We start from the raw sequence: 13094 nt of genomic DNA, 5'->3' as shown, positions 1-13094 counted from the left end.
TTCTCGTGTTCCAGCACCATCCGCACCGCGCGCGTGCGAACCTCAGGCGAGAACTTGTTCGTCGTCTTGCTCGTCATAGGCCCTTCCTCTCAGGAGTTGGGGCCTCCGACAAACCCGGCGCGGTTCAGTTCGTGTCCGGGTTTCGGACCAGATTTTTTGAGGGGCCACGAAGGGGCCACGGATCCTAGGCTCCGCCAGAACTCACGATTTTCTGCGGGTTACAGCGCCAGATGTGAGTCCTGTAAGCGCACCACTACATCTAGTGAACATCGTTAGAAAGCCGCGGAAAACTGCGGTAAAATGGGCCTAACGCGGTCCCATATTTCCTCATTATGCTCCGCTGTGGCCCACTCAAAAGGGGCCACGAATCATGGAGCCACGAACGCTTCAGGAGCCGTGGTCCCATGCTTACCGTGGTCCAGATTCGAGCGCTTCAGCCGGCACCCCGGCCCTTCAAGGTTTTCGACTCGGAGGGGCTCTATCTGCTCGTTCAACCCAGCGGCGCCCTGCTCTGGCGGTTCCGCTATCGCTGCTGCGGGATCGAGCGGAAGCTGTCGCTCGGCGGCCTCCCCGACGTATCGCTCCAGCAGGCTCGAAGGGCTCGGGACGTGGCGAAGGCCGAACTCGATGAAGGGATCGATCCGGTCGAGGAGAAGCGGCAGAAGCGTCTCCAAGCAGATCTGGCGAAGACCACCTTCGAGGTCGTCGCGACGGAGTATATCGAAAAGATGGAGCGGGAGGGGAGGCCGGCGGCCACCCTCAAGAAGGCGCGCTGGTTTCTGGAACTGCTAGCGGGCATAGCCGGCGGCCGATCGCGGCGATAACCCCGCACGAGTTGCTCGACGTGTTGAAGCGGGCCGAGCGCCGAGGGCATCATGAAACGGCGGTGCGGCTACGCTCCTTCGCAGGCCGCGTGTTCCGCTATGGCTTCGCAACGCTGCGCACCGAAAAGAACCCGGCGGACATTCTCCGGGGGGCGCTGACCGTCCCTCGTGTGAAGCACCACGCCGCGATCGTTGAACCGAAGAAGGTGGGCGAATTACTTCGGGCGATCGAAGACTATCAGGGTCGCCCGGAGACGTTGTATGCACTGCGGATCGCTCCGCATGTGTTCCTGCGGCCGGGCGAACTCCGGCAAGCGAAATGGAGCGAGATCGACTTCGCCGAGGAGGTCTGGCGCGTGCCTGCGGAGCGCATGAAGATGAAGCAGCCGCACGCTGTGCCGCTCTCCCGGCAGGTGCTGTATCTGCTCCAGGATCTGCGCTCGCTTGCGCGATCCAGCGAGTTCCTTTTCCCCGCGCTGCATACGACGTTGCGTCCGATCTCCGACAACACGCTGAATGTCGCACTTCGGCGCCTGGGCTTCGAGCATGACGAATGACCAGCCACGGCTTCCGGGCCATGGCGGGCACGCTGCTCAATGAATCCGGCTTTTGGCACCCCGATGCGATCGAGCGTGCGTTGGCCCATGGCGAACGGGATCGGGTCCGGGCAGCCTATCACCGAGGTGCTCACTGGGATGAGCGGGGCCGCATGGCGCAGTGGTGGTCTGACTACCTTGACCAGCTTCGGGTCGGCGGTGCGGTGATCAAGGCGAAATTCCGAAAGCGCGGATAGAGTTGGCCTAATCGCCTGCGGTGAAGGGAAACCAACCGATCGAAATACGCTCGTCAAAATAAGCACTTACCGCAATGCAGCAAAAATGAAGCCCCAGGGGTAAGGCCCCACTCCCCTTTTCGTAAATCGGGTTCGAAGCACAAACGCGATCGGGTTGGGCAACTACGAACTCCGGAGATGTCCCACGATCGATCGGCAGCTGGCGACCAGATTAAGACGTTCACCAGAGGTGTATCGAACGGCGGATCGCATCGAAACCTGTCGTCGACGATGTGTGTGGAGGCGGGTTTTCAACTCGCCTCCAACAACGACCTCAGTTCGGCAAGAAGTCGCGAATTGCGTCGGCGATTACCAGTGCATGCGTTTCGAGCGCGAAATGCCCGGTGTCGAGGAAGCGTATCTCCGCGTTCGGCAGGTCGCGGCGATAGGCCTCGGCGCCGGCGGGCAGGAAGAACGGATCGTTCCTGCCCCAGATCGCCAGCAAGGGCGGCTGGTGCTCCCGGAAATAGGCCTGGAAGGCCGGATAGAGCGCAACATTGCTGGCATAATCGCCGAACAGGTCGAGCTGGATCTCGTCGATCTCGTCGCCGCCGGTGTACCAGGCGTCGAGCGCGCTGCCATCGGGGGACAGCAGGCTGGTGTCGGGCACGCCATGCTCATATTGCCAGCGGATCGAGGCGGGGGTGAGCAATTCCCGCAGGGCCTCACGGTTTTCCGGGCTGGGATCGCGCCAGTAGCGCTGGATCGGACTCCAGCCGGTGCTCAGTCCCTCTTCATAGGCATTGCCGTTCTGCGAGATGATCGCCGTCACCCGTTCCGGATGCGCCATGGCGAGGCGCAGGCCGGTGGGGGCACCATAATCGAAGATGTAAAGCGCATAGCGCTGAAGGTCGAGCACCTCGGTGAAGCGCCCGATCACCCGCGCCAGCGCATCGAAGCTGTAGGTGAAGCGGTCGCGCGGCTTGACCTCGGTCTGGCCGAAGCCGGGCAGATCGGGCGCCACGAGGTGGAAGCGATCTGCCAGCAGCGGGATCAGGTCGCGAAACATGTGGCTCGACGTAGGAAAGCCGTGGAGCAGCAGCAGCGTCGGACGGCTGGGGTCCCCGGCTTCGCGGTAGAAGACGACGTGGCCGTCGACGTCGACGGTGCGATAGCGGATGGTGGTCATTGTGGACTCCTCTCGTAGTGTGCGCCGCCGGGCGGTGCGCCCGGCGGGCGTTCGCGGTCAGGCCTGGGCGGCCATGGTGCGGGCGACCTCGGCGGCGCTGATCCCCTCCAGCGCCAGGCCATAGGCGGTGCCCTCGTCGATCAGGCGGCGCAGTTGCGTGGTCAGCGCGATGCGGGTGTAGCGGCTGGTCAGCGGCGGAAGTGCCGCGATGCCGTCGGCGATCGCATGCGCGCGGGCGAGCAGGCCATTGGCGGGCACGATCTCGTTGACCACGCCCCAGTCCCTGGCCGTCGCGGCGTCCAGCACCTGGCGGGTCAGCAGGAAATAGCGCCCGCGCACCGAGCCGATCACATGCGGCCAGAGCAGGTGCATGCCGTCGCCGGGGACGATGCCGAATTCGAAATGCGGCTTGTCCTGGAACACCGTCTCGGGCGTGGCGAGGATGATGTCGGTCAGCAGCGCATATTCGCTGTGGAGCAGCACCGGGCCGTTGAGCGCGGTGATCATCGGCACTTCGATGTCGAGCAGGTTGGACAGGACCTTGCGACCCTCGCGCAGGATCTTGTCATAGCCCTGGGGCGTGAAGAAATCGAAACCGTCGGGCTCGATCACGTCCATGAAGGCGTCGCCCGTGCCGGTGAGGATCACCACGCGATTGTCGCGATCCTCGCCGATCTGGTGGAACAGGTCGACGAACTGCTCGTGGGTGTGGCCGTTGAAGACCAGCTTGCCGCCATTGCTGTGCAGCGCCACCTCCAGGACGCCATTGTCCTTGCGCGTGAGGCGGGCGTTGGGGAAGGCGTCGCGATAGATTTCGAACTTTGCCATGTCGTGTCTCCAAAGTTGAGCCTGGTGGGCGCGCGCCGACGGCATGTCGACGCGACGACAGGGGCGGGACAGAAGGGCTGCCCGGCCCGTTCCTTCAAAATGTTGTTCGGCAGGTCAGCGCGGGCGCTTCGGACTCCGCGCTGGCGACGATCGCGTGTCCGGCGTCGCCCTGTTTAGCTACGGCAGCGCGGGCGGCGCGATAATGCGCAAAAGTCGAAACTCATTCTTGCACGCCTGCGCCGTCCGGGCGGACGGCGTGCAATCCATCGGTTTCGTTCTAGCGGCCTTGCGGATCCAGATGATAATCCGGGCCATCAGAGGCTGTTTCTTGCGGGCGTCAAATGGATCGACTGGAGATGTTGCGGACGTTCATCGCGGTTGCCGACAAGGGCAGCTTCGCGGAGGCGGCGCGCAGCCTGAACATGACGCCCTCCACCGTCACCCGCGCGATCAAGGACCTGGAAGAGTCGCTGGGGCTGACGCTGCTGATGCGCACCACCCGTTCGGTGCGGCTGACTGAAGCCGGCGAAGGCTATATCGGCCGCTGCCGCGCGGCGCTGGCGGAGCTGGACGCAGCGGAGCGGGACGTGCGCGGCGTCGGGGCCAAGCCGCACGGCACGTTGGTCGTCACCGCGCCGATGGTGTTCGGCCGGCTCCACATCGTGCCGGTGATCGACGCGGTGATCCGCGCTAATCCCGATCTCAACATCCGCCTGCTGCTGCTCGATCGCGTGGTGCGGATGGTGGAGGAGGGGATCGACATCGCGGTGCGCATCGCCGATCTCTCGGACAGTGCGTTCCACGCCGTGCGCGTCGGCGAGATCCGCAAGGTGGTGACGGCGAGCCCGGCCTATCTCGCGCAGCATGGCGAGCCGACCAGCGTCCCCGAGCTTGCCGCGCACCGGCTGATCCATTTCGACGGGCTGGCCGGGCCGCCGGGGGAATGGCGCTTCGGCGCTGCCGGGCGCCCGGCGCTCCGGCTCGAACCGCGGCTGATCGTCAACAGCGCGGACGCAGCGATCCAGGCGGCGTGCCTGGGGATGGGGATCACGCGCGCGCTCTCCTACCAGGTGGCGGACGATATCGCCGCGGGACGCCTGAAGCGGCTGCTGGTCGACCAGGAGCCGCCGCCCGTCCCGGTGCACCTGCTGTTCCAGGGCCAGCGATCCGCCTCGCCCAACCTCCGCGTGTTTATCGAGGCGGTGAAGCAGTATTTCCGGACCGCGCGGCTCGGCTGAGCCGGGGCAGGACGGGTGCGCAGGCCCTTGCGGGAAGAGCCTGCGCACCTGGTTCATGCCGCGGCGCGGTCGTGAAACGGATAGTCGGTGTAGCCGCGCGCATCGCCACCATAGAAGGTCGCGCGGTCATAGGCGTTGAGCGGCAGGCCGAGCCGCAGCCGCTCGGGCAGGTCGGGATTGGCGATGAACGCGCGGCCGAACGCCACCGCATCGGCATCCCCGGCCTCCAGCAGCGCTTTGGCGCCGACGCCGTCGAACCCACCTGCCGCAATGATCGTGCCGCGGAACAGCGGCCGAAGGTGGCGCACCGCGACCGGTTCGGCTTCGACGATCAGCTCCGTGCCCTTGATGCGCGGCTCGACGACGTGGAGATAGGCGATGCCCAGTGCATCGAGCTTCCGCGCGACATAGCCGAAGGTCGCCTGCGGATCGCTGTCGAACATCGATCCGTAGGTGCCGCTGGGGCTCAGCCGTACGCCGACGCGATCGGCACCGAACGCATCGATCGCGGCCTGCGTCGCTTCCAGCAGGAAGCGCGCGCGGTTCTCGATCGGTCCGCCATAGTCGTCGGTGCGGCGGTTGGTGCCGTCCTGCAGGAACTGATCCGGCAGATAGCCATTGGCGCCGTGGATCTCGACGCCGTCGAACCCGGCGGCGCGGGCCCGCGCCGCGCCCGCGCCGAACTCGGCGATGATCGCCGGGATTTCGTCCCGCTCCAGCGCACGCGGCATGCTGAACGGGACCGGGCCGTGCGTGGCATAGCCATAGCCCTCGGCCGCCGCGATAGCTGAGGGCGCGACCGGCGCCGCGCCGTTCGGCTGGATGTCCGGATGCGATTGCCGGCCGACATGCCACAGCTGCAGCACGATCTGCCCGCCCTTCGCATGGACGGCGTCGGTCACCGCCCGCCAGCCCTCGATCTGGGCATCGTCATAGATCCCCGGCGCGCCGGCATAGCCATAGCCCTGCCGCGAAATCGGCGTTGCCTCGGACACGATGAGCCCGCCCTTGGACGCGCGCTGGGTATAGTATTCGCGCATCAATGCGCTCGGGCGATCGCCGGGATCGGCGCGCATGCGGGTGAGCGGGGCCATGACCACGCGATGGCCGAGCGAAAGGGCACCGGCGCGGACCGGTGTGAACAATTTGGACATGGGACTTCCTTTTCGATGGGGCTTCAGGCGACCGGCACCAGCGCCTCGACACGGGCGATGGCGCGCCGGACGGCAGGGCGCTGCTCAACCTCGGCGTACCAGCGGGCGACGTTGGGCGCGGCTTCCAGGCCGACCCCGGCGAATTCGCGGGGCCACAGCCAGCCGAAATGGGCGATGTCGGCGATGGTGAAGGCGTCGCCGGCGGCGAAGCGGCGTGTCGCCAGTACCGCGTCGAGCACCGCGACGGTGCGCTTCGCCTCTCCGGAGAAGCGTTCGATGGCGAGCGGCTGCGGCTCGGCGGCGAGGCGCTGGAAGAAGCCCGCTTGGCCGAAGGCGGGGCTCAGGCCGGAGGCGTGGAAGAACAATTGCTCGAACACGCGCGCCCGCGCCTCGCCCGAGGCGGGGAGCAGCTTGCCGGCCTTCTCGGCGAGATAGACGAGGATCGCGGCGGACTCGGTTAGCACCAGGTCATTGTCGACCAGCACCGGTACCTTGGCGTTCGGGTTGAGCGCGATGAAGTCGGGCAGCTTCTGCTCGCCCTTGCGGATGTTCACCGCGTGAAGCTCATAGTCGAGGCCGAGTTCTTCCAGTGCGATCGGCACCTTGATGCTGTTGGGCGTGGCGAAGGCATAGACGTCAAGCATGAGAGTCCTCCTTGGAGTTGAAGCGGGCCCGGAGCAGCGGGGCGGCCATCGCGACCAGCGCCGGGATCGGGCTACCGGTGCTCTGGTAGGCGAGCAGCCCGTCGAGGACCGCGGGTGCGGCGCTGGTCCGCATTAGCCATGTCAGCATCGACGGTCTCCTTGTTCGCCTCGGCGGATCCGAAGACGTGTCGACGAAATGCCTCTTCTGTTGTGGACATGGCAGCCGCGCCTGCGCGATAACGTCCATTCCGAGGAGGAATGACGTGGACCGATATCAGGCAATGGCCACCTTCGTGCGGGTGGTGGAGACCGGCTCCTTCTCGGCGGCGGCGCGGCATCTCAACGTGGGGCAGCCGGCGGTATCCAAGACGATCGCGCAGCTGGAGGGCCGGCTGCAGGTGAGCCTGCTGATCCGCTCGACCCACGGCCTTACCCCGACCGAGGCGGGGCAGCGCTTCTACGAGCGCGCCAAGCTCGCCATCCAGGAGGCCGACGAGGCCGAGCTTGCCGCGCGCGGGGCGGGGGCGGGCCTTTCCGGCTGCCTGCGGGTCTCGGCGGCCACGACCTTCGCGCGGCTGCATGTCGTGCCGCTGCTGCCGCGCTTCCTGGCACAGCATCCCGAACTGGAGATCGACGTGATCCTCGACGATCGCGTGATCGACCTGATTGCCGAGGGCATCGACGTCTCGCTGCGGATGGGGGCGCTGCCAGATTCCTCCGCCGTGGCGCGCAAGCTGGCGACCGGGCGCCGTTCGGTGCTGGCAACGCCCGGCTATCTCGCCCGCGCCGGCGCGCCGCAAAGCCCGGCCGACATCGCCGCGCACGATACCGTGTTGTACAGCCAGCTCTCCAACATCTGGTCGTTCCAGCGCGACGGCACCGAAGCGTCGGTGACGGTGCGCAGCCGGGTGCGCGTGAGTGCGGCCGAGGGTCTGCGCGCCGCGGTGCTGAGCGACATGGGGCTGACCATCGCGTCGGACTGGATGTTCTGGTCCGAACTGGCGAGCGGGGAAGTCCGCCGGGTGCTGACGGACTGGACGCTGCCGCCGATCGACCTCTGGGCCGTGTTCCCGGCCGGGCGCATGGCGAGCGCCAAGGCGCGCCAGTTCGCCGCCTTTGTCGAGGCAGCCATGGCGGGCCACCAGGCTACATCGCCAAACTAGCAGCGGCGGCTGCTCATTCCCCGGAGGAATGGACGTTAGTCGCCGGGCGCGGCTGCACCGGCGAGGTGCGGTGGCGCATCTGTGCCTTGCCACTACGGACAAGGACCACCCCCATGACTCTCCAAGCCAAGCTCGATGCTTTCAAGGCCGATTTCGAAGCCGGCAAGCCGCCCTACAACGTGCCGCCCTCGGTGATCGCAACGATGCGCCGCGCGACGGCGGAGCTGATCGCCAGCGGTGCCGCAGCCGAGGCGCGCAAGGCCGGCGACAAGGCCCCGGCCTTCACCCTCAACGATCCCGACGGCAATCCCGTCTCCTCGTCGGCGCTGCTCGCCAACGGGCCGCTGGTCGTCAGCTTCTCTCGCGGGGCCTGGTGTCCCTATTGCAACATGGAGCTGCAGGCGCTGCAGGAAGCGCTGCCGGCGTTCCAGGCACTGGGCGCGAACCTCGTCGCCATCTCGCCGCAGACCGCGGTGAACAGCCGCAAGTCGGTGCGCCAGAATGCGCTCGATTTCCCGATCCTGTCGGACACCCATAACGATGTCGCCGCCGCGTTCGGCCTCCGCTTCGCGCTTCCCGACTATCTGGTCGAACTTTACCAGAGCCTCAAGAACGACCTGCCCGCGTTCAACGGCGACCCCAGCTGGACCCTGCCGATGCCGGCCCGCTACGTGATCGGCCAGGATGGCACGATCCTCTATGCCGAGGTGAACCCGGATTACACCCGCCGCCCCGAGCCCGAGGACATGCTCCCGGCGCTCCGCCGCGCCGTCGCCCTTTCCGCCTGACCCTCCGCCCGGCCGCGCCGGCGGCCGGGCCTTTCGGGAGCAGTCCCATGTCGCGTACCTTTCTCGTCACCGGTGCCAGCAAGGGCATCGGCCTTGCGCTCGCCCAGCGCCTCCATCGAAGCGGCCACCAGGTTGTCGGCCTCGCACGCCGCTCGACGGCGGACTTTCCCGGCACGCTGGTGCTGACGGACCTCGCCGATCCGGAGGCGACCGAGGCGACGCTCCGCGAGCTCCTCGCCCGTTTCCGCTTCGACGGTGTGGTCAACAATGTCGGGCTGGTGCGCCCCCAGCCGCTCGGCGCCGTCGAACTGCCCGTGCTGGAGGAGGTGCTGCGCGTCAACCTCCACCCCGCGCTGCAGGCCGTGCAGGCGCTGCTGCCGGGGATGATCGAGCGCGGCTGGGGCAGGGTGGTCAACATCACCAGCCTGACCGTACTCGGCGCGCCCGAGCGCACCGCCTACGCCGCTGCCAAGGCCGCGCTGGCCAGCTTCAGCCGCAGCTGGGCGCTGGAACTGGCGACCACCGGCATCACCGTGAACGCGGTGTCGCCCGGTCCCACCCAGACTGCGCTGTTCCGCGAGAACAATCCCGTGGGCAGCAGCGGCGAGCAGCGCTATCTGGCGCAGGTGCCGATGCGTCGCCTGGGCTGGCCGGACGAGATCGCGTCGGCGATCGCCTTCCTGCTTTCCGACGATGCCGGCTTCATCACCGGCCAGACGCTGCATGTCGACGGCGGCGCCTCGATCGGCAAGGCGGCGTTCTAAGACAGCATGGTGCCGTCTGCACTCAGGGGGCGGTGCGCTGGCGAAGCAACTGCAGGCACCAGTCCGTGAACGCGCGCACCTTGGCCGGCCGATGCTGGCGGGTGGGGTACAGCGCGTAGAGCGGGAAGGTTTCGCCCGGCCAGTCCGGAAAGAGCTCGACCAGCGCGCCGCGCTCCAGGAGGTCGCGGCTGCCCAGTTCGAGGATCTGCGCTATTCCCGCACCCCCGCAGCAGGCGCGGATCATCGTGTCGACGTCCGAGACCATCAGCCGCGCCGGCTGGCGGACGGGCAGCACCACATCCCCCCGTCGAAATTCCCAGGCGAAGGGGCGGCCGCTGCGGGGATCCTGATAGTCGATGCAGGCGTGGTCGATCAGTTCCCGCGGGTCGGCCGGGCGGCCCTGCGCGGCGATATAGGCGGGCGAGGCCACGGTCAGGATACGCGTCTCCAGCAGCTTGCGCGCGGTGACCCCGGCCGAGGGCAGCTCGCCGAAGCGGAGCGCCATGTCGAACCCGTCGGCGACCAAGTCGCCGATCTGCTCGCGCATCAGCAATTCGAGCCGCAGCTCCGGATGCGCGGCGAGGAACGCGGTCAGCGCCGGCGCGAGCACCAGCCGCGAGAAGAACGGATCGACGTTGACCCGCAACCTGCCGCGGACCCGCTGGCTGCTGCCGGCGGCTTCGAGCGCGGCCTGTTCGATCCCTTCGAGATGCGGGCCCACCTGTTCCCAGAACCGCCGCCCTTCGTCGGTAAGGCGCAGGCTGCGCGTCGTTCGGTCGAGCAGCCGCACGCCGACGCGGGCTTCCAGCCGCTGGATGGCGCGTCCGACGCCCGACTGGGTCAGCCCCAGCGCCTCGGCAGCGCGGGTCATCGTGCCGGCCTCCACTACCGCCATCAGCACCGTCACACCCGAGAGCAGCCGTCCGTCATACCCCATGGTTCCATGACTCCTTATCCGGAATGTCTGGACGGAACGGCGCTACGCCCGCCGGAGTTGCCGCGCCATAGCGATGGGGTGTTTTGAGGAGGATCGCATGACGGAAGAATCGACTGCCCTTGTTCTCGGCGCATCGCGCGGGCTTGGGCTCGCCCTTGCCGAGGAATGGCTCGGCCGCGGCTGGAGGGTGATCGCGACGGCGCGCGGCGCATCCGAGGGGCTCGACGCGCTCGCGCGTCGTTATCCCGATGCCCTCGCGATCGAGCAGGTCGACATCAACGCGGCGGACGCAGTGCGGACGTTGCGCGCGCGGCTGGACGGGCGGCGGCTCGACGTGCTGTTCGTCAACGCCGGCATCGCGCGCGCGATCGAGGCGAGCCCCGCCACCGCCGACGAAGCCGATTTCCTCGACATGATGCTCACCAACGCCTTTTCGCCGGTCCGTGCTGCCGAACTGCTGCGCGACCTGGTGCCCGCGGGCGGGACGATTGCGGTCATGACCTCCGAGCTGGGCAGCATCGAGCACGCGGGGGGCGGCTGGCAGCTCTATTCCTCCAGCAAGGCCGCGCTCAACATGCTGATGAAGGGCTATGCGGCAAAGCATGCAGGCGACGGGCATGTGCTGCTCCTGGTTGCGCCGGGCTGGGTGCGGACCGACATGGGCGGTAGCGATGCCGCCCTGTCGATCGAGGAGAGCATCCCGCTGGTCGTCGACATGATCGAGGCCAATCGCGGCGAGCCGGGGCTCCGCTATGTCGACCGGTTCAACCGGCGCATTCCCTGGTGAGACCGGGATCGGCGGCGGCCCGGCGGTCGCCGCCGATCTCCAGTATCAACGGGCGGGCAGCGTGCGGCCGAGAAAGTCCTGGATCAGCGGCACGATCTCGTCGGCCTTGTCCTCCAGCGCGAAATGGCCGGAGTCGATCAGGTGCAGTTCGGCCTGGGGATTGTCGCGCAGATAGGCCTTGGCGCCGGCGACGACGAAGCATTCGTCCTTGGCACCCCATACGATCAGCATCGGCGGCTTGCGCGTGCGGAAAAAGGCCTGGAATTGCGGATAGAGCGCAAGGTTGGTGCGATAATCATAGAACAGGTCGAGCTGGATCTCGTCATTGCCCGGCCGATCGAGCAGCGCCTGGTCGTGACCCCACGTATCCGGGTCGACCCGGCTGGGGTCCGACACGCCGTTCAGATATTGCCACTTGGTGATCTCCGGCGTCACCACCTTGCGCAGCGCGTTGCGATTGGCGGGGCTGGGATCGGCCCAGAGCGCCTGCACCGGCTTCCAGAAGTCCTGGATGCCGTCGAGATAGGCATTGCCGTTCTGGACGATCAGGCCGGCGACGCGGTCCGGGTGGCGCAGCGCCAGGCGCAGGCCGATCGGCGCGCCATAATCCTGGATGTACATCGTGTAGCGGGTGACGCCGATCTGATCGAGCAGCGCCTCGGTGACGTCGGTCAGGTGCGCGAAGGTGTAGGCGAACTGGGTGTGATCGGGGGCGCTCGACTGGCCGAAGCCGGGATAGTCGGGCGCGATCACATGGTAGCGCGTGGCCAGCGCGGGGATCAGGTTGCGATATTGGAAGGAAGAGCTCGGAAAGCCGTGGAGCAGCAGCACGGTCGGCGCGTCCTTGGGGCCGGCTTCGCGATAGAAGATGTCGAGGCCCTGTATCTTGGCCGTGCGGTAGTGGAGTACCGTTTCCGGCGCCTGCACGGTAGCCCGGCTTGCGGGCTCGGCGGCATGCGCAGCGGGTGTGCCGAAAGCGAGAGCGGCGGCAAGCGTGCCGGCGGCGAGTGCGTTCATCATGGTCTGCTCCTTGAGCGAAGGACTTGGATACCCCTTTGTGGCTCTCGGCAGATCGGATGATAATCGGCGGATGCTGAAGTTCATCCTTGCGATTCCGATCGATAATCGCCGCGCGTCGACGCGACGAAGTCCAGCACCGCCTTGGCGAAGGCCTCGGGTTCCTCGAGATGCGCGAAATGCCCGCTCTGCTCGAACAGGACCTGGCGAGCGTCGGGCAGATGTTCGGTCAGACGGTCTGCAAATTCCGGACCGAGGATGAAGTCGTCCCGGCCCGCCATCACCAGCGTCGGCGTGGTCAGTGTGGCCAGTCGGTCGCGGACGTCGAACGGCGCGGAGTCGCCGACCAGGAAGGTGGCGTGCAAGCGGCGGCGCAGCGCCGCCAGCACTTCGGCGGAGCGGGCTGGATTGGAGAAATAGGCAGGCAGCAGCCCTCGCAGCGTCGCGGTATAGGCGGCGTCGCTGCGGATCGCCGGCAGCCCGTTCCAGGCCGCGCGCACGCTCTCCGCGTCGGGGGTATCGCGATGGCGGCGTACGAAGTCGTCGATCCGCGCGGCCGCCGCAGCCATGAAGCCCCCGCCGGTACTGGCAGCGCCGGCATATAGCAGCAGGCCCGCCACGGCGTCCGGCCGGCGCAGCGCCGCTTCGAGGACAACAAACGCGCCGTGCGAATGGCCGAGCAGATACGGGCGGTGCACCGCCATGGCGTCGAGCAGCGCGACCAACTGGTCGGCGAAGCGATCGACCAAATAGCCCATCGGGTGCGTCGGCAGTCGCCCGGACGCACCGGTGCCGATCGGATCGAGATAGACCATGGTCAGATGGGGCTCGAGCAGCGGCATGCGCAGATAGCCGGAATCGATCCCCGGCCCGCCGGAATGGACGATGCAGCAGGGGCCGGTGCCCGCCACGTGGAGATGCTGCGGGATGCCCGCGACGATCAGGGTGTGGCTACCCTGTGGGAGAGGGAATGGCATGGGTTCGCTACC

The 13094-nt window shown here is 67.3% G+C and carries 13 protein-coding genes and 1 pseudogene; 6 read left to right on the top strand and 8 right to left on the bottom strand.

The features are described 5' to 3' along the window. The first annotated feature begins 404 nt into the window (after positions 1–404). Positions 405–1617 (top strand): annotated as a pseudogene (locus CA234_RS14410) (integrase arm-type DNA-binding domain-containing protein). Positions 1618–1930: 313 nt separating this feature from the next. On the opposite strand, the gene CA234_RS14405 reads toward CA234_RS14410, so the two are convergent. Both CA234_RS14405 and CA234_RS14400 read right to left on the bottom strand, forming a co-directional pair. Then, on the bottom strand, positions 1931–2785 hold the full coding sequence (locus tag CA234_RS14405) for an alpha/beta hydrolase (protein WP_125972309.1): 855 nt from the start codon (positions 2783–2785) through the stop codon (positions 1931–1933). A gap of 57 nt (positions 2786–2842) precedes the next feature. Beyond that, entirely contained in the window at positions 2843–3613 is a 771-nt protein-coding gene (locus CA234_RS14400) for an enoyl-CoA hydratase/isomerase family protein (RefSeq protein WP_126002017.1), read from the bottom strand. 356 nt (positions 3614–3969) lie between these two features. On the opposite strand from CA234_RS14400, the gene CA234_RS14395 reads away from it, so the two are divergent. Further along, entirely contained in the window at positions 3970–4851 is an 882-nt protein-coding gene (locus tag CA234_RS14395) for a LysR family transcriptional regulator (protein WP_241213513.1), read from the top strand. A 53-nt stretch (positions 4852–4904) separates the two neighbouring features. On the opposite strand, the gene CA234_RS14390 is transcribed toward CA234_RS14395, so the two are convergent. Genes CA234_RS14390 through CA234_RS24380 form a run of 3 tightly spaced genes read right to left on the bottom strand, consistent with a single transcriptional unit; the run spans position 4905 to position 6797 of the window. Next, positions 4905–6005 (bottom strand): alkene reductase, encoded by a 1101-nt coding sequence (locus tag CA234_RS14390; RefSeq protein ID WP_126002015.1) that lies wholly within the window; start codon positions 6003–6005, stop codon positions 4905–4907. Positions 6006–6028: 23 nt separating this feature from the next. Then, positions 6029–6649, bottom strand: coding sequence for a glutathione S-transferase N-terminal domain-containing protein (locus CA234_RS14385; protein WP_126002014.1), 621 nt, complete (start codon positions 6647–6649; stop codon positions 6029–6031). Continuing rightward, entirely contained in the window at positions 6642–6797 is a 156-nt protein-coding gene (locus CA234_RS24380; RefSeq protein WP_164521822.1) for a hypothetical protein, read from the bottom strand. Before CA234_RS24380 ends, CA234_RS14385 begins: the two co-directional genes overlap by 8 nt. A 115-nt stretch (positions 6798–6912) precedes the next feature. Between CA234_RS24380 and CA234_RS14380 the strand changes: the two genes are divergently transcribed. The 3 genes from CA234_RS14380 to CA234_RS14370 all read left to right on the top strand — a co-directional run bounded on the left by CA234_RS14380 (position 6913) and on the right by CA234_RS14370 (position 9364). Beyond that, positions 6913–7812 carry a LysR family transcriptional regulator gene (locus CA234_RS14380; RefSeq protein WP_126002013.1) on the top strand — a complete coding sequence of 300 codons (900 nt, stop codon included), beginning with the start codon at positions 6913–6915 and terminating at the stop codon, positions 7810–7812. A gap of 113 nt (positions 7813–7925) precedes the next feature. Next, the gene (locus CA234_RS14375; protein ID WP_125972322.1) at positions 7926–8600 is read left to right on the top strand and encodes a peroxiredoxin-like family protein; all 675 of its coding nucleotides are present in this window, start codon (positions 7926–7928) and stop codon (positions 8598–8600) included. A gap of 47 nt (positions 8601–8647) precedes the next feature. Further along, the gene (locus CA234_RS14370) at positions 8648–9364 is read left to right on the top strand and encodes an SDR family oxidoreductase (RefSeq protein ID WP_126002012.1); all 717 of its coding nucleotides are present in this window, start codon (positions 8648–8650) and stop codon (positions 9362–9364) included. A gap of 22 nt (positions 9365–9386) precedes the next feature. Here CA234_RS14370 and CA234_RS14365 read toward each other — a convergent pair whose 3' ends face one another. Further along, positions 9387–10301, bottom strand: coding sequence for a LysR family transcriptional regulator (locus CA234_RS14365; RefSeq protein WP_126002011.1), 915 nt, complete (start codon positions 10299–10301; stop codon positions 9387–9389). Positions 10302–10398: 97 nt separating this feature from the next. Here CA234_RS14365 and CA234_RS14360 point away from each other — a divergent pair, with 97 nt between their 5' ends. Beyond that, positions 10399–11088: an SDR family NAD(P)-dependent oxidoreductase gene (locus CA234_RS14360; RefSeq protein WP_126002010.1), complete on the top strand. Its 690-nt coding sequence runs from the start codon at positions 10399–10401 to the stop codon at positions 11086–11088. Between the two features lie 45 nt (positions 11089–11133). On the opposite strand, the gene CA234_RS14355 is transcribed toward CA234_RS14360, so the two are convergent. Both CA234_RS14355 and CA234_RS14350 read right to left on the bottom strand, forming a co-directional pair. Then, positions 11134–12105 (bottom strand): alpha/beta hydrolase, encoded by a 972-nt coding sequence (locus tag CA234_RS14355; RefSeq protein WP_126002023.1) that lies wholly within the window; start codon positions 12103–12105, stop codon positions 11134–11136. Positions 12106–12188: 83 nt separating this feature from the next. Further along, a complete protein-coding gene (locus CA234_RS14350; RefSeq protein ID WP_126002009.1) occupies positions 12189–13082 on the bottom strand; it encodes an alpha/beta hydrolase in 894 nt (297 codons plus the stop codon). Positions 13083–13094: the final 12 nt, after the last annotated feature.

It is taken from the genome of Sphingomonas sp. ABOLE (assembly GCF_003950455.1).
Lineage (GTDB): Bacteria > Pseudomonadota > Alphaproteobacteria > Sphingomonadales > Sphingomonadaceae > Sphingomonas > Sphingomonas trueperi.
This window is presented reverse-complemented; position numbering and strand designations above follow the sequence as displayed.